Annotated in this window: 14 protein-coding genes and 1 pseudogene; 10 read left to right on the forward strand and 5 right to left on the reverse strand. The window is 70.7% G+C overall.

The features are described 5' to 3' along the window. The first annotated feature begins 416 nt into the window (after nucleotides 1-416). The 6 genes and pseudogenes from ACIO9J_RS15070 (at nucleotide 417) to ACIO9J_RS15095 (ending at nucleotide 5536) form a co-directional block, all read left to right on the forward strand. A complete protein-coding gene (locus tag ACIO9J_RS15070; protein WP_401998083.1) occupies nucleotides 417-1676 on the forward strand; it encodes a DUF262 domain-containing protein in 1260 nt (419 codons plus the stop codon). After that, a pseudogene (locus ACIO9J_RS15075) lies at nucleotides 1582-1776 on the forward strand (RHS repeat-associated core domain-containing protein); the annotation flags it as partial. The gene ACIO9J_RS15070 and the pseudogene ACIO9J_RS15075, both read left to right, overlap by 95 nt. Then, nucleotides 1777-2664 (forward strand): hypothetical protein, encoded by an 888-nt coding sequence (locus tag ACIO9J_RS15080; RefSeq protein ID WP_401998689.1) that lies wholly within the window; start codon nucleotides 1777-1779, stop codon nucleotides 2662-2664. Between the two features lie 75 nt (nucleotides 2665-2739). Further along, nucleotides 2740-3003, forward strand: a complete 264-nt coding sequence (locus tag ACIO9J_RS15085; RefSeq protein ID WP_401998085.1) for a hypothetical protein — start codon at nucleotides 2740-2742, stop codon at nucleotides 3001-3003. A gap of 576 nt (nucleotides 3004-3579) precedes the next feature. Beyond that, nucleotides 3580-5049 carry a DUF4157 domain-containing protein gene (locus ACIO9J_RS15090; RefSeq protein WP_401998088.1) on the forward strand — a complete coding sequence of 490 codons (1470 nt, stop codon included), beginning with the start codon at nucleotides 3580-3582 and terminating at the stop codon, nucleotides 5047-5049. An 88-nt stretch (nucleotides 5050-5137) separates the two neighbouring features. Continuing rightward, a complete protein-coding gene (locus ACIO9J_RS15095; RefSeq protein WP_401998091.1) occupies nucleotides 5138-5536 on the forward strand; it encodes a hypothetical protein in 399 nt (132 codons plus the stop codon). Here ACIO9J_RS15095 and ACIO9J_RS15100 read toward each other — a convergent pair. The 4 genes from ACIO9J_RS15100 to ACIO9J_RS15115 form a co-directional block, all read right to left on the reverse strand. Next, a complete protein-coding gene (locus ACIO9J_RS15100; RefSeq protein WP_401998094.1) occupies nucleotides 5533-6111 on the reverse strand; it encodes a dihydrofolate reductase family protein in 579 nt (192 codons plus the stop codon). The genes ACIO9J_RS15095 and ACIO9J_RS15100 overlap by 4 nt on opposite strands. A gap of 119 nt (nucleotides 6112-6230) precedes the next feature. Further along, entirely contained in the window at nucleotides 6231-7031 is an 801-nt protein-coding gene (locus ACIO9J_RS15105) for a GNAT family N-acetyltransferase (protein ID WP_401998096.1), read from the reverse strand. Between the two features lie 80 nt (nucleotides 7032-7111). After that, on the reverse strand, nucleotides 7112-8638 hold the full coding sequence (locus ACIO9J_RS15110) for an amino acid permease (protein WP_401998099.1): 1527 nt from the start codon (nucleotides 8636-8638) through the stop codon (nucleotides 7112-7114). 103 nt (nucleotides 8639-8741) lie between these two features. Then, nucleotides 8742-9776, reverse strand: coding sequence for a hypothetical protein (locus tag ACIO9J_RS15115; RefSeq protein ID WP_401998102.1), 1035 nt, complete (start codon nucleotides 9774-9776; stop codon nucleotides 8742-8744). A gap of 941 nt (nucleotides 9777-10717) precedes the next feature. Here ACIO9J_RS15115 and ACIO9J_RS15120 point away from each other — a divergent pair. Further along, nucleotides 10718-11455, forward strand: a complete 738-nt coding sequence (locus ACIO9J_RS15120; RefSeq protein ID WP_401998105.1) for a S1 family peptidase — start codon at nucleotides 10718-10720, stop codon at nucleotides 11453-11455. On the opposite strand, the gene ACIO9J_RS15125 is transcribed toward ACIO9J_RS15120, so the two are convergent. Next, nucleotides 11442-12422: a GlxA family transcriptional regulator gene (locus ACIO9J_RS15125; protein WP_401998108.1), complete on the reverse strand. Its 981-nt coding sequence runs from the start codon at nucleotides 12420-12422 to the stop codon at nucleotides 11442-11444. The two genes, ACIO9J_RS15120 and ACIO9J_RS15125, sit on opposite strands and share 14 nt — an antisense overlap. Nucleotides 12423-12493: 71 nt before the next feature. Here ACIO9J_RS15125 and ACIO9J_RS15130 point away from each other — a divergent pair, with 71 nt between their 5' ends. The 3 genes from ACIO9J_RS15130 to ACIO9J_RS15140 all read left to right on the forward strand — a co-directional run bounded on the left by ACIO9J_RS15130 (nucleotide 12494) and on the right by ACIO9J_RS15140 (nucleotide 16009). Next, complete coding sequence (locus ACIO9J_RS15130; protein WP_401998111.1) at nucleotides 12494-13285, forward strand: alpha/beta fold hydrolase; 792 nt, start codon at nucleotides 12494-12496, stop codon at nucleotides 13283-13285. An 89-nt stretch (nucleotides 13286-13374) separates the two neighbouring features. Further along, a complete protein-coding gene (locus ACIO9J_RS15135) occupies nucleotides 13375-14298 on the forward strand; it encodes a mycofactocin-coupled SDR family oxidoreductase (RefSeq protein ID WP_401998114.1) in 924 nt (307 codons plus the stop codon). Nucleotides 14299-14323: 25 nt separating this feature from the next. Beyond that, on the forward strand, nucleotides 14324-16009 hold the full coding sequence (locus ACIO9J_RS15140) for an amidohydrolase (RefSeq protein ID WP_401998116.1): 1686 nt from the start codon (nucleotides 14324-14326) through the stop codon (nucleotides 16007-16009). Nucleotides 16010-16082: the final 73 nt, after the last annotated feature.

Below are 16082 nucleotides of genomic sequence, written 5' to 3' on the forward strand. Positions count from 1 at the left end.
GAGACCGCCCGACCTGAACGTACTGACCAGGAGAGACACCAAACCACCTGGCCCCGACTCTCACCGAACCTCATTCGGGACGAAGAGGTCGTGGGTTCAAATCCCGCCACCCCGACAGTGAAATACCAGGTCAGGGGCCTGATCCGCATGGCGGGTCGGGCCCCTGACTCGTTCCTGGAGATCGTTTGGGAGAAATCTGGGAGAAGATCTTGGCCGGGGTCTCCCAGCAGGTACCCACCAAGCGGGATCATCCATCTCTGCGACACCTGACTCGCACCTGCGCAGTCGCGAACTTGGGGCACCAACTCGGCTGCGCCCCGACGATGGGGTGGGCTCGGTGAAGTCGACGTGCCTGTCAGCGCTGAGCCATATCGTCGATTCCCAGGATCCGAACGCGCCGAGACAGACCACCGAGGATGGACACCGCCATGCGGGCTGAGGAAACACACTTCGCCGACCTGGTGCAGGGGCGAGCCCAGCAGTTTCAGGTTCCGCTCTACCAGCGGACGTATTCCTGGACCGAGAAGCAGCTGGCGAAGCTGTGGATCGACATCCTGGAACAGGTCGAGCTGGTGGGCACGGACTCGACGGTGAGCACGCATTTCCTCGGCTCTGTTGTGCTGGCCCCTTCTCCGCTGAACGAGGCCACGTTCCCCCGCTGGCTCGTCGTCGACGGTCAGCAGCGGCTGACCACGCTCTCCCTCGCCCTGGCCGCTATCCGTGACCACATCTCCGAGACACATCCGGACGAGGCGGAGCGCATCGATGAGGAGTACCTCATCAACAAGCGCAAGAAAGGCGGGGACCATCTCCGTCTCCTGCCGACTCAGGCCGACCGGCCGCAGTACGCCGCGCATGTTCACGGTGTGCAGTCCGAGCAGGTGTCAGGGGACCGGGTCGCCGCGGCCTACCGCTTCTTCCGTCGCAAGCTCGTGGAGTTCGTAGAGGCGGACGACGCCACCGCCCCACAGGATGTACTGCGGGTCGAGCAGGCGATCACCTCCAGGCTCACGCTGGTCTCCGTGACCGCGGAGCACGGCGACAACGTGCACCGCATCTTCGAGTCCCTCAACAACACCGGACTGAAGCTCAGCCAGGCCGACCTGCTGCGCAACTACCTGTTCATGCGCCTGCCGACCCGCGGCGAGCAGGTCTACGAGACCCACTGGTTGCCGCTACAGAACAGCCTGAGCAACGACGAGCTCGAGCAGCTGATGTGGCTGCAGCTCGTCCTCGACGGTGACGACCGAGTCCGCCGCCAGGACCTGCACACCGCACAGCAGCACCGCTTCGAGAGCCAGGCGGCCAGCGGAGCACAGGCTGAGGCGGAAATCGAGGCGTACATCAAGGAGTTGCACCGCCGCAGCGCCCACTTCCGGAAGGTGATTCGTCCGGACGAGGAGACGGATCCGCTCATCCGCGGCTGTCTGAAGCGGCTGCAGGACTGGCAGGCCGTGGTGACCTATCCTGCGCTGATGCTTGTGCTCGACCGGCGGGAGCACCGTGAGGAGCGCCGAACGGAGCCGGGACTGGCGCCTCGCCCACCAGGTGCTCGCCGCGCTTCCGCACGGCGCCCTCGCCATCACCCGCCGCAAGCAACTCCCCTTCGGCCAGGCCCGGTCCAAGGACGCCGAATCCCTCCCGGGCACGCGTGGCTTCGTCGGCGGCACCGATGACCCCACCGGCCTGATCCACCTCGGCGCCCGCGAATACGATCCCGCCCTGGGCCGCTTTCTCTCCGTCGACCCGGTCAACGACATCGACGACCCCGCGCAGATGAACGCCTACTCCTACGCCCACAACAGCCCGCTCACCAAGTCCGACCCCGACGGCCTCTACCCCATGGGCCCCACCGACCACGGAAGAAACGGCGACGCCGCCTGGGGCGCCGACCGCGGCATGTACGCCGGCTACCACAACCGCAACGGCAAATGGGTCTGGAAGCAAACCCCCCGTAAGGGCAAAATCTTCCGCCAGCGCTACACCGCCTACCGCGCCAACCCCTCCCACTACCTCATCGACGACAGCCACGCCCGCGCCCGCGCCCAGCAGAGAGCCGCAGCGCGCGCCCAGTGGCAGGCCCAGGCCAGAGCCCGCGCAGCAGCAGAGAAGAGGGCCCAGGCCGAACGCCGCAAGAAGGACGGCATTTTCGGGAAGATCACCCGCGGAATCGCCAGCGGAATAAACATGAGCAAGGGACAGTCGAACCTCCTCGGTAAGGCCGCTGTAATCGCGGCCGAGGTTGGATTCGAAGTGGGCGGATACAATAATTCGACGGGGATGTGCGCCAGCGCATCGGGAGGGATTGGGGTCGGCGGTGGCAGCGAGTTCTGTGTGATAGCTGTCCGCGGCAAAGATGGAAAGCGCAGATACGGTTGGTCAAGGTCTTTGGACTGGGGAAGTGAAGGGTTTAAGCTAGGCGGATCGGTGAACATCGGGGTGCTACGCAGCAACGCTGACGACATATCGCAGTTTGCGGGCATGGGGCACGATGCAGGCGGATCTGCCAATGTTGGTCCCGGGCTGTACGGAAACCACGAAACAGCCATCGGGACAAAGAATAGCAGGGGGAGACAGGTGAGCTCTATCGAGTACGGCACTGGGTGGGGAATCGGCCTGGATCTGCACAATGGGTTCAACCGGACGTGGAGCGGCTGGTACTAGTAACTGGCGTTTAGTGGGTCAGGGGGAGAGGAAGGACCCTCTCCCCCTGACCATCTCTGATTTCTTGGAGTTGCAGTGAGCGAGATTGCCGAGTCTGCCGGAAGGGCCGGAGATGGGATATGGATGCTTTACTGTGGGGCCGTGTTCATCATTCTCATGGGCGCCCTCTTCGCGTTCAACGCGTATGGGGTCTCTGAGAGGTTCTTCCGCCTGGTAACAACCTATGTACCGACTGGACGAGCCACTCCTCGAACCATGCGAGTAGTTGGCGTCGGCTGGATAGCAGTCGGAATTTTGATGCTCTCGCCGGAGATAATTCAGGCCATCAGAATGCACTAATGAAACTGCGATTGACTCCGCATCGCCGCCCGGCAGGAACTGATCGAGGGCCCTGGCCCGCTCGCATGGCCAATGCCCTGCACGGCAAGCAGATCGTCATCGACCACGGCGTTCTCGCGTCTTTGTCGGCGGCACCGACGATCCCACCGGCCTGACCCACCTCGGCGCCCGCGAATACGACCCGCCCAGATGAACGCCTACTCTTGCCCCCACAACTCCGCCAACTCCGCCTACTGCGCCTACTGCGCCTACTGCGCCTCAATCACAGCCCCTCTGAGCGTCTCCGCGGAGCGCGTGGGGAGAATCGATTTCCTGGCGAGGCACGAAGCTGAAGGGCCACGAAAGACAGTTCCCTGCGGCTCAGAGAGCTGGTCGGCTGCCTTGTCGCAGGTCAGGACCACCTGGTCGACGTCTTCAAGGACATCTCCTCGTGGGCGGCGATCCTCTTCGCGCCGACTCGTGGCGGCGGCCGTGCCCATTTGGGCAGGGGGTCTGCCCCCGCGCTTCTACCGGAGGGCATCGGGGAGCTGGTAGCCAGGGTGGGATCGCCGCCACGTCTCCCCCGAAGGGCCGCCCATGCGCGCGCAGGATCCCGCGAAGAACCCCGACCGAGCGGTCCCCGGCGGCCGGCCGCGGGCGGCCGCTCCCGCGCTTCCGCAGGCCGCGGGCGGTCCCGCGGCGCGGATGCTCGCGCTCCAGCGCGCCATCGGCAACGCCGCCGCGGCCCGTCTGGTCGAAGAGACCCGGCACTCGCACGGGCCCGGGTGCGGTCACCAAGAAGCGCCGGTGCAGCGCTCCTCCGTCCATGACGCGCTGCGCGGCCCGGGGCAGCCGATGGCTGCGCCGCTGCGTGCGGAGATGGAGTCCCGGCTGGGCGCCGACTTCTCCGACGTACGGCTGCACACCGGCGCGGCGGCTCGGCGTTCCGCCTCCGACATCGGCGCGCGGGCCTATACGTCCGGCAACAGCATCGTGGTCGGTGAGGGGGGCGCCGACCCGCACACCCTGGCCCATGAGTTGACGCACGTGATCCAGCAGCGCCAGGGGCCGGTGGTGGGCACCGATCACGGGGACGGGCTGGCGTTGAGCGACCCGTCGGACCGGTTCGAGCGGGCGGCGGAGGAGAACGCTACGCGAGTGATGAGCGGACCGGCGCCGCGAACCTCGGTACAGACCGCGCCGCAGACCGCGGTGCGGGCGGAGACGGCCGCTCCGGCTTGGGTCGGATCGGGAGAGGCTCCGGTGCAGCGCCGGCTTTCGTACGGTCCCTGGTCGCGGAAGTACGTCCAGGACGGGGAGTTCATGACGTTGCTGGAGGCAGCGGACCCGGGAGCGCGGGCGCAGGGCATCGAGGCGCCGTTCGCGTCGCTGGTGCGGCAGGTGGAGGAGGGCGGGCGGCAGGTGCACTTCCGGGAGGAGAAGCCGCCCCGGGGCCGGGCGGCGTTCTCGGTGGTGGAGGGCGAGGGGGTCCTCGCGATCGATCCTCCGTCGGCCACCGCGAGCGCCAAGGAGCTGCGGGAGTTCGCCACCACGCTCGCCCATGAACTGCAGCACGCCGTGGACTTCGTGGACAAGCGGTTCCCGTCCGACCGGAAGGCGGAGTATCCGGGGGACGACGACACGAAGCGGAAGACCGGGCAGATCTCGGCGGAGCTGCGGGCGTTCGGTGTGGAGGCGGCCGCCGCGGCGAAGCTGGCGCTCGGCGACCACTACGAGGAGACGGAGAAGCCGTTCAGCAAGCTGGTGTCGGGGCTGGGGTCGTCGGTGATCTCGCCGGAACAGCAGACGATGGTGCAGGAGTTCCAGCAGCTCGCTTCCTACGTGGCGGCAGGGCAGGACCCGTTGCTCGCCCTGCGCAAGGGCGATGTGACGCAGAGCCGGATCCTGGACCGCCTCGCCGCCTACCTCTTGCAGTACGGAATGATGTCCAAGCCCGGCCCCGACCAGGCGCTGGCCTGGCTGGAGGAGAACCCGAAGGTGGTGCGGCTCGGACTCGCCGAAGGCGCGAAACTCTTCCACGCCAGGCGGCCGCAGCTGCGGAAGTGAGCGCGCCTCCCCCTGCCACCGCCCCGCTTCCTCCCCGGCCCGCGGCCGTCCCGGAGCGCGACCCCCGCCGCCGGGGCAAGCTGGTCACATGATGACCGTGCTCATCGTGGCCGACGACAGCGTGGCCGCCGCGTTGCGACCGCTCGTGCAGGACGGCCCGCACTTCCGGGTGATCTCGCATGCCAGCGGGCCCGTCGAGGCCCTGGCTCAGGCACGTGTGCTGCTGCCCGACATCGTTCTGATCGACAGCACCGTCCCGGGGGCCGAGCAGGGGCTGGGGGCCCTGTTCCAGGGGGTTCGCGGTCTGCGGCCGCCCAGTGGGGTCATCTGGCACCTGTCGTCCGAGGCGCCGGTCGCCGCCGCGTTCCTTGCGGATGCCGACGGCAGCGTGCACGTCACCCGTCACGGTGACCGGGCCGCTCTCCGCGCGGCGCTGGTCGCCATCGGGCGGCGGCGGGCCAGCTGCGATCCCGACCAGCCCGTCTAGGAGGTGGCGCCGGGCGGGCCGGTCAGGACCGTGGGGACGTACTCCAGGAGCTGGAGCCGGCCGTCGAACGTACGGCTTTCGACCAGGTCGAGCGCGACGTCCGGGTAGGCGTCGAAGATGCGTTCCCTGCCGGTGGCGCCGGTGATCACCGGGAAGACGATCACCCGGAAGCGGTCCACCACGCCGGCCGCGAGCAGGGAGCGGCACAGGGAGAGGCTGCCGACGGTGCGCAGGGGGCGGGTCCCGCTCTGTCTCATGTCCCGTACGGCCTGGACCGCGTCGCCCTGGACCAGTTCCGTGTTGTCCCAGCTCAGCGGGGGTTTCAGCGTGGAGGAGAACACCACCTTGGGCATCGCGGTCAGCTCGGCCAGGCCGGCCTCGTCGGGCGCCTCGGCCGCGAAACCCGACATGAGCCGGTACGTCGTGGCGCCCATGAGGCTGACGTGCTGCTTCTGCGGGTCCTCGTTGAGCCAGGCGAGGTACTCCGGGCCTGCCACCCCCCAGAAGCCGGGCCAGCCGTCCGCGGCCGCGTAGCCGTCGAGCGAGCTGATGAAGTCCACCATGAGGCGTGGCATCGGGCTGTCCTTCCTACGACGAGGCTCATCCCGTGACGGGTCTGCCTTCACCCGTTATGACCGGTGGGGGAACGAGAACTCATCGCTGTCACACCCGCGACTCAGGCCGCCCCGGCAGCTCACTCCTTCACGCTGTAGAAGTGGATCGGCGAATTCGGCACGAAGCCGATGCGCGGGTACACCGGAGCCCCCGCGACCGTCGCGTGCAGCGTGGCGCGGGTCAGGCCCGTGGCGCGGGCGCCCTCGTGCAGCGCCTTGCGCGTGACGGCCTCGCCGTAGCCCTTGCGCTGCCACCGCGGGTCGGTGGCGACGAAGGCGACGAAGAGGCGGCCCCGCGCCTCGACCGTCGCGGCGCACGCCACCGGGACGTCGCCGCGCATGCCCAGGTAGGCGTACATCTCGTTCTTCCAGTACGCGGATCCGAGCAGGCCGTCGCGACCCTCCTCCACCGGGAATCCGTACGCGCGTGACTGGAGGTCCGCGTAGGCCCGCAGGTGATCCTCGGTGCTCACCCGCACGAAGGTGAGGTCGGGGTGGACCGGGTCGGGGACGGGCAGCAGGTCACCGGCCATGCCCGTACCGGGGAAGGCGTACTGAAGCCCTGCCCGGTCGGCCGCCGTGGCCAGCGAGGCGCGGGCCTCGTCGTCGAGGAGGTCCTCGAAGAGCCACAGGAGGCCCGGGTGCTTCTTGGCGCGCATGAGGTCCGCCGCCTGCACCAGGCGTTCCGCGAGGAGACCGGCTCCCGCTCCGGGCTCGGTCAGCGTGAGGCAGTTGTAGAACGAGAACCGGCAGTCGGCCCAGCGGACGGCGATGCCGGGGAGGTCCCGCACGTCCGCGTCCGCGTCGCGGTCGAGCACCAGGGCCCGCCAGGCCACGGCGAGCTGCTCCGCCGATTCGATGGTCTCCGTGCGGCCGGTCACCGTACTCCCAGGGGTAGTTGAGGGCGTCGGGGTGGTGTCTGAGGTGGGAGCGGGCTGCGCGGCGCGTGCCTTCGCCGCCATCAGATGATGCCTTCGAACTGCTTGTCCTCGGCCGGGGAACTCGACCGCGGCACATGGTAGGAATCGCGTCCGAACCGCCGCCACAGCGCGGCGATGAGGAACGCCACCACCACCGCGATGGGCGTGTAGTTGAAGGTGGTGGAGGTGATCGGGCTGCTCTGCGGGAGCAGGAACAGCACGGTGACCGCGGCCGCCCACACCACCGCCACCCAGCCGATCGGCCGGCTCCAGCGGCCCAGGTTCCAGGGCCCGGGGGTGAACCGGTCGCGGTGGAGCAGGCGCAGCAGCACCGGGATGGCGTACGCCGAGGTGAAGCCCACCACCGAGATGGCGGTCACCGCCGCGAACGCCGTCGAGGAGTACAGGGACGGCAGGGCGAGGACGAAGGCCACGGCGACCGCGAGCCAGACCGCGTTGGCGGGGATGGCGGTGCGGCGGCTGACCTTCTTCCAGCGCGACGAGCCGGGCAGGGCGCCGTCCCTGGAGAACGCGTAGATCATCCGGCTGGCGCTGGCGGTCACGGTGTAGCCGCACAGGAACTGGGCCACGATGATCACGAGCAGCAGGGCCTTGGCCGCCGCCATGCCCAGGGCGTCCAGCAGGATCTGCGCCACCGGCACTCCGGTCGGGCTGCCCAGGGTCGCGGTGTAGTCCTGGATGGCGAACAGCAGCGTGGTCAGCAGGATGCCGCCCGCGATCCAGGACACCGCCACCGAGCGGAAGACCCCGCGGGCCGCGGCGACGGAGGCGTGGTTGGTCTCCTCGCTCAGGTGGGCCGAGGTGTCGTAGCCCGCCAGGGCGAAGACCGGGAGCAGCATGCCCAGCAGGATCACGTACACCGGCGCGCTCCAGCCGGTGTTGTTGGTGAACTCGGAGAAGACGAAGCCGGCCGACTGGTGGTGGGAGGGCACGAGTGCCAGGGAGCCGATGATGACGACGGCCCCCGCCAGGTGCCACCACGCGCTGACGGACGTCAGGATGTTCATCAGCCGGGTCCCGAAGAGGTTCAGGACGGCGTGCAGCGCGAGGACGACCGCGTAGATGGCCAGCAGGGAGCCCGAGCTCGCCGTGTAGTCGAACTGGAGGTTCAGCCACGCGGCGGTGAACGTCGCGATGCCGAAGTCCTGGGCGGCGATGCCGCCGAGCAGGCCCAGGAGGTTGAGCCAGCCGGTGTACCAGCTCCACCGCTCGCCGCCGAGCTGGCGGGCCATGTAGTACAGGCCGCCGCTGGTGGGGTAGCGCGAGGTGATCTCCGCCAGGGCCGCGGCCAGGCAAAGCACGAGCGGCCCTACGGCGAGCCACCCCCACGTGATCACCGCGGGGCCTCCCGAGTTCAGGCCGTAGCCGAACAGGAGCAGGGTCCCCGACATGATCGAGATGACCGAGAGGGAGGCCGAGAAATTGCCGAACGCCCCCATCCTGCGGTGCAGTTGCTGGGTGTAGCCCAGCGACTGGAGGATGCGTGCGTCCTCCCCGTCGTCGTCGACCGGGTGCGACTGCTGGCGCGGTGCTCTTACCGAAGTCATGGGTTCTCCGCACAGGAAATCTGACATGGGGGGTGCAGGCGGGGGTGACCGCCGGACCGGCGGCGGGGTGTCGCGACGCCCGCGCGCGGGGCCGGTCCCGCGGTCATGGGTGTCCTCCCGAATGCCGCGGGTGGGATCTCAGACAGGCGTCGCGGTCCTCCTCGAACGCCTTGCGCCACTGGTCCTTGGGGTTCCTCGTGTCGTACTGCCACGGGGCGGGCGTGGCGAAGTCGCCGATGGTGTCGAACACTTGGGTGGCCCACTGGGCGAAGCCGCCCCTCGCCAGGGCGTAGGCGAGGTGGTTCAGGTCGAGCTGGGAGCTGGTGGCCGGATCGCACTTCAGGAACCAGCCCTCGTACGCCCGCGTGATGGCACGGGCGGTGTCCTCCCTGGTCCACAGCAGGTTCAGCATGCCCGCGGCGCCGTTGTCCCGCCGCTCCCTGTGCTCCTGCACCCGGGCGTAGAGGGGCAGCAGGAGCAGGGGCGAGTCGGGCGGTGCGAAGGAGACCGTCCAGCGGGCGAAGTCCGTGGCGACCGCCTGGCGGCCCGCGGGACCCGGGCGGGTCTGGAGCGCCTGGGACATGCGGTGCCATGCCTCGCGGTTGAAGGGGTCCCGCCGGTGCACCTCCCCCAGCAGGCCCCACGGCCCGCCGGGCAGCAGGTACTCGTGGGGCGGCGGGGCCACGTGGTGCTCCGGGTAGCGGCCCGCCGTGTCCGTCTCGGCCAGGGCGAGGCGGCAGATCCAGGGCACCGCGTCGTCGGGGTTCCCCTCGCCCGCCTTGTGGCACGCCTCCCGGGCCCTGGCCATCAGCTTCTCCAGGTCCTCGCCCCGCCGGTAGTCACGCCCCCAGTCCTTGCGGTGGGCCTGCAACACCCGTTCGGTGGCGACCCGGGCGTGCATGACCCGGGCGGCGAGGCTCTCCGGCTCCTCCTTCAGCCACAACTCCACGACGTTGGCCTGGGCCGCGACGACCCCAAGGACCTGGGTGCGGGACGTCCACTGCGGCCAACTGCCCGTCAGGGCGAGGACCTGCCGCATCTGCATCCAGTAGCCCGCCCGGATGTCCTGCACCGCCGCGTGGAGGTCGGTGTCCCGGCCGGCCGGGTTCGCGCGGCCGGCGGGTGGGGAGCTCTCCATCAGCTCTCCCCCAGGCCGGCCCGGCACGGGGCGGGCCGCAGGAGGCCGTCGTGAGCGCTGCGGCTCGCCGGGCGATGTGAGCACGACACCGGAGGGTGTGCACTGGCGGCCATAAGCGGAAGGAACCTCGGGGCAGTCGGGACGGGTGGCACGGTCGTACGGAGGACAGCGGTGCGGGCCGACGAGCCAGGCGGCGACGACCGCTGGCGCATTGGTCCGGCCGCCAGCTTTCGCTCTTGGCCTGTAGCGAGTGCCCGGCAGTTACTTAAGTGCCTGGAGAGGCGCATGACCAGAGAATCCCAGGATTGTCACGTCGCCCAGCCGCAGGTTTCGGCCATGCGCCGGACGGACGTCGCCATCCGTGACCGGACCCGCCGCACGCGGCGCGCAGACGGTGCGCCGTCCGGGCTCGGACGCTCGCGGCGACACGCGAACTCCCGCCATGAGCACGGCGTAGGCGCGACGTGAGGACGCGGCGAACACGCGCCGAGCCGGTGGTGAGATCCCGCATCGGTACGGCCACGTCGGCGGGTCATCGCGCCGCGCCCCCTTCGCGGACACCGACACCGTCCGCCGCGTCAGAGCCAGCCCCACAGGGCGCAAAGAAATCGCCAACTGCCTTGCGGAATAGGCGAATTGCGTGATGCGCAGGCAACTTGCCTGCGGAGTGGGTGAGTTGAGGCATCCGCATGCCATGCGGGCGTCGCGACGGGAGCCGTGTTCCGTCGTCGGCGGGCGCTCCGGTGACGACCCCTCAGACTCGCGATCATTCGGCCAGTTCGGAGCGGTGATCACCGAGCGTGACCGACCGTCACCTCCCGGTTCGTACGGCCGGTTCGCCCACTGCGGGGAAGTTTTCCGTGGCTCGTACGGAACCTCTCGGTTCAGCGTGGTATCTCACTGTCCGTACGGATACACCGCGTTGGAAGGAGCTGTTCCGGATGGTGCGTCGCGTTCGGGGGTTGCTGGGGATCGCCCTGCTGATGGTCGCGGGCTCGGTGATGTCGGCCGCTCCGGCGTCCGCCGTGATCGGTGGGGCCAGGAGTACGTACGGGCCGTGGGCGGTGCGCATGCTCGTCGACGGGAAACCGGCCTGCACCGGGACCGCCCTCACCAAGCAGTGGATCATCAGCGCCTCGCACTGCTTCTTCGAGCAGGGGCAGCCCGTCGCCGACAAGCGGATCTCCTTCCGCGTGGGCGATCTCGACATGCGCAAGGGCGCCACGGTCCGCCCCCTGCCGGGCAAGCGGGTGGGCAGCGCCCGCGCCGACATGCTGCTCATCAAGGTCGCACCCATGCCGAAGGTCAGCCCGGCGCGGCTGGCCACGAGCGGCGTCCGCCCCGGCACGGCCGTGCGGCAGTACGGGTGGGGCGCCACCTGCACCGGGGACGAGAACACCTGCCAGTCCCCCGTGCTCAAGCAGTCGGACCTGCGGGTCGTACGCCCCGACGACCCCCGGTGCGAGGGCTACACCGCGCCGGGCGGCTCGGACTTCTGCATGGAGAAGGTGTCCGGGATCCCGGCCGGCGGGGACTCCGGCGGCCCCGTGATGAGCGTCGGACCGCGCGGAAAGGAGACACTCGTCGGCGTCTTCGACGGTTCGGACCGGGAGACGATCGCCGAAGCCGGGGAGATCTCGCAGCAGTTGGCATGGATCAGGTCGGTCATCCGGCGCTAGCGCCGGGGGCGGCGGGACCGAAGGTGCGCCGGTAGGCACCCGGCGTGGTGCCGAAGCGGGCCCGGAAGTGGCGGCGCAGGTTGACCGCCGAGGCGAGCCCGACCCGGGTGGCGACGGACTCGACCGGCAGATCGGTCCGTTCGAGCAGTGCCCGTGCCGCGTCCAGGCGCCGGGCGAGCAGCCACTGCCCGGGGCTGGTGCCGAGCTGTCCGGCGAACCGCCGGGCCAGGGTCCTGCCGGACACTCCGGCGTGCGCGGCGAGCCGGTCGACGGTCAGCCGCCCCTCGATCCTGGCGTCCGCCCACTCCAGCAGGGGCGCGAGCGATTCGTCCGAACCGGCCGAAGCACCCTCAACGGGCCTTGCGGCGTACTGGAGTTGGCCGCCCTCCCGATGGGGCGGCAGGACCATGTCGCGGGCGATCCGGGCGGCGTACGCGGCGCCGTGGTCGGCGCGGACGAGGTGCAGGCACAGGTCGATGCCCGCGCCGGTGCCCGCGCTGGTCGCCACGTCGCCGTGGTCGGCGAAGAGGACGTCCGCGTCCACCCGTACGTCGGGGAAGGCGGCGGCCAGCGAAGCGGCGCTGCGCCAGTGCGTGGTGGCGCGGCGGCCGTCGAGCAGTCCGGCCCGCGCGAGGACGAACGCCCCGGTGCAGAGGGCGACGATCCGCGCGCCGCGCCGGTGGGCGGCCCGCAGCGCGTCGACGACGGCCCGGGGCACCGGCGCGCCGGGCGGCTGCCAGCCGGGGACGATCACGGTGTCCGCCTCCCGCAGGGCCGCGAGCCCGGCCTCGACGAGCATCGCGAAGCCCGCGGTGGTCCGCAGGGGCCCGGGGCGCTCGGCGCAGGTACGGAAGCTGTAGCGGGCCGGGCCGTCCGGTGGGGCCGCGCCGAACACCTCGGCGGCACAGGCGAGTTCGAAGGGCGACTGGGGCGCGTTGAGCAGGGCCACCACCCGGTGGGGGTTCATGGCAGGAATCTGCCCAATGGCGTCTTTCCGGACTCTCGTCCGGCGGACAGGGCCCCCGGCACGGTGGATCCATGAGCGAGATCACCGAAGCGAGAGTGTCGAGGTCCACGGTCCAGGTGGACGGCGAAACGGTCAGCCACCCGGTCGACCTCCCCGGACTGGGGCACTCCGGACGCGAGCTCACCCCGGCGACGGCCACGGTCCCCGCGCTCGCCGCCTGGGCGGCGCGCTGCGCGTCCGCGCTGGGGATCTCCGGTCCCGTCGCCGTGGCGGGCCACGACATCAGCGGCGCCGTCGCCCAGCATCTCCTCGTCCACGGCCTCCTCCCGGTGTCCCGTCCGGCCCTGGTCAACTCCGTCACGTACGACTCCTGGCCCGCGCCCCACGTGGCCCGGTTCCGGGGGCAGGGGGCCGCCGCGGACGATGTCCTCGCGGCCCGCGGGCAGGCGGTGACCTCGGCCCTCGCGGGGGCCGCCACCGAGCGGCTCGTCGCGGACTATCCGCGGCCGTGGACCGTGCCGCGCGTCCGCCGCTCCTGGCTGGCCCTGGCGGGCGCGGCCGACAGCCGCTACACGCTTGAGCTCGTGCCCGCGCTGCGGCGGTGCACGACGCCCAAGTTGCTGGTCTGGGGCGAGGACGACGCCTACGAGAAGGTGGCGTACGCCGAGCGGTTCGCCGCGGAGATGCCGGAGACCACGCTCGTGCGCGTGCCCGGCGCGGATCACCTTCCCACGGAGAACGCGCCCGGCCTGATCGCCCGTACGCTCGCCGACTTCTTCACGGCACGGCGGACTCCGGCGGAGGGGCGGAGGGTGCGGGGTGACGGCGGTGGGTCCCGCGTCACGGCGGGGAGTCCGGGGTGACGGCGGGCCATTGCCGCCCGAACTCCCGCGCTGTATCCAGGAAGGGGTGCACGGCGCGAGTCCCGCCGCCGTCCGCGAGGAGCCACGCCATGCCAGATGCCACACCAGACGCCGTGCCGGATGCCGAGCCTGATGCCCCGCTTGATGCCCCGCCTGACGACGCCCTGTCGGACGAGGAGATCCGCGACCGGCGGCTGAAGGGGCGCCTCGACGGCAAGGTCGCCTTCGTCACCGGCGCGGCGGGCGGGCTCGGGCGCAGTCACGTCCGACGGCTTGCGGAGGAGGGCGCCGACCTGGTGATCGTGGACATCTGCCGGCCTGTCGACACCGTGCCCTACCCGCAGTCCACGCCGGAGGAGTTGAGCGAGGCGGTCGAGGAAGTGCGGGAGCTCGGGCGCCGCGTGGTGGCCCGGCAGACGGACGTACGCGACCGGGAGGCGCTGCAAGAGGCGTACGACGCGGGGCTCGACGAATTCGGTCACATCGACGTCGTCGTGGCCAACGCGGGGATCGCGCCGCTGCTGGTGGAGGACCGGGTGCAGGCGTGGCACGACGCCATCGACGTGAACCTCACCGGCACCTTCCACACCATCGAGGTGGCCATCCCCTCGATGGTCGCCGCCGAGCGGGGCGGCTCGATCGTGATCGTCAGCTCCACGGCGGGCCTCGTCGGCATCGGCGGGGCGAGCAACGGCGGTCTCGGGTACGCCGCTTCCAAGCACGGAGTGGTCGGCCTGATGCGCACGTACGCCAACAACCTCGCCCCGCACAGCATCAGGGTCAACTCCGTGCACCCGACGGGCGTGGCCACCCGCATGGTCGTCGACCCGGCCGTCGCCGAGTTCGTCGCGCAGGACCCGATCCTGTCCGAGACGGCGCCGAACGCCCTTCCCGTGGCCACGATCGAAGCGGTCGACGTCTCGCACGCCGTCCTGTGGCTGGCCTCGGACGAGGCCCGCTACGTCACCGGCGTCACGCTGCCCGTGGACGCGGGGTTCATCAACCGCCGCTGAGTCACCGAGCCGGAGGTCGAGCGCCATGACCGATCAGTACGCGGAGCGCGCGCGTCAGTACCCGGAGCACGCGGATCAGTACGCCGACACGATCCTGACCGGCGGACGCGTCAAGACGTCGTCCGGCTGGGCCGAGGCGCTCGCCGTACGCGCCGGTGTCATCGAGGTGGCAGGCACCCGCGAGGACGCGCTGCGGCGGCGCGGACCTGCCACCCGGGTGATCGAACTGGCCGGTGCCACCGTGCTCCCCGGCCTGCACGACGTGCACGTGCACCCGATCTACGCCGGGGTCCGCGAACGCCGCTGCAAGGTCCCGCAGGGCTCGACGCTCACCGAGACCCTCCGCATCGTCTCCGAGCACGTGTCCCGGACGGCGCCGGGCAGTTGGGTCCTCGGCGGGCAGTGGGACACCTTCGCGCTGGGCGCCGTCCCCGACCGGACCATGCTCGACGCCGTCGCCCCCGACCACCCGGTCCTCCTGGAGGACACCAGCGGGCACAGTTCCTGGGCCAACACCGCGGCGCTCAGGGCCGCCCGCATCGGTCCCGGCACGCCCGATCCGCCGGGCGGCATCTTCGAGCGGGACGCCGTGGGCGCCCCGAGCGGCATCCAGCGCGAGACCGCGGCCGACCTGCTCGCCGCCTCGGCCCCCAAACCGACCGACGAGGAGGTGGAGTCGGCCCTGGAGTGGTCCCTGGGACAGATGCTCTCCTACGGGATCACGTCGTTCACCGAGGCCGCGGTCGGTTTCACCGCGGGGCCGCGCCCCGAACTGCGCGCCTACACCCGGCTCGCCGCGCGCGGGGCCGTCAAGCAGCGCGTACGCCTCTGTCTCGTGTGGTCCCCCGTCGACCCCCTCTGCGAGGACGTGATCACCCACCGGAACCTCTACGCGAGCGAGCACATCGCGCCGGACTGCGTGAAGATCTTCCTCGACGGGGTGCCGACCGACAGTCATACGGCGGCGATGATCGCCCCGTACGAGGACACGGTGGCGGGACGGGACGACGAGGCCCGGCGGCACGGGATGCTCGCGATCGCGCCCGCCGTCCTGAACCGGGCGGTGACGCGGTTCGACCGGATGGGCATCACCGTGAAGTTCCACGCGGCGGGTGACGCGGCGGTCCGGGCGGCCCTCGACGCCGTGGAGGCCGCCCGCACGGCCAACGGGCCGGGACCGTGCATGCACAACGTGGGGCACTGCACCTTCGTGGCGAAGAGCGACATCGCGCGCGCGGCGCGGATCGGCGCGACGTTCGAGGTGTCGCCCTACCTGTGGCAGCCCACCCCCATCTGCTCCGACATCGCGGCCGCCGTCGGTCCCGCGGCGATCGAACGCGTATGGCCGGTGCGGGAGATGCTCGAAGGCCGCACCCTGGTCGTGCCGGGCTCCGACTGGTGCGTCGTGCCGTCGGTGAACCCGTGGTCGGCCATCGAGACGCTCGTCACCCGGCAGCGTCCCGGCGGCAGCGCCGAGTCCTTCGGGGCGTCCCAGGCCATCACCCTGGAGCAGGCCTTCGACCTCTTCACGGTCAACTCCGCACGCCAAGAAGGGATGGCGCACCGCGTCGGGCTCATCGAACCGGGGATGCTCGCCGACCTCGTGGTGGTCGACCCGAACCCGTTCGACGTACCGATCACTCAAGTCCACGCCACCGCGGTGAAGATGACGTTCGTCGAGGGCGAGCAGGTCTTCGACGCGGGGGCGTAGGGCGCGCGGGGCAGCGTCCTACGGCGCGGCCGCCGACGGGCCGGAACGGCGGTTCCCACCACCGTCCCGCGCC

Origin of the sequence: Streptomyces sp. NPDC087300 (assembly GCF_044744425.1) — a bacterium.
GTDB lineage: Bacteria > Actinomycetota > Actinomycetes > Streptomycetales > Streptomycetaceae > Streptomyces.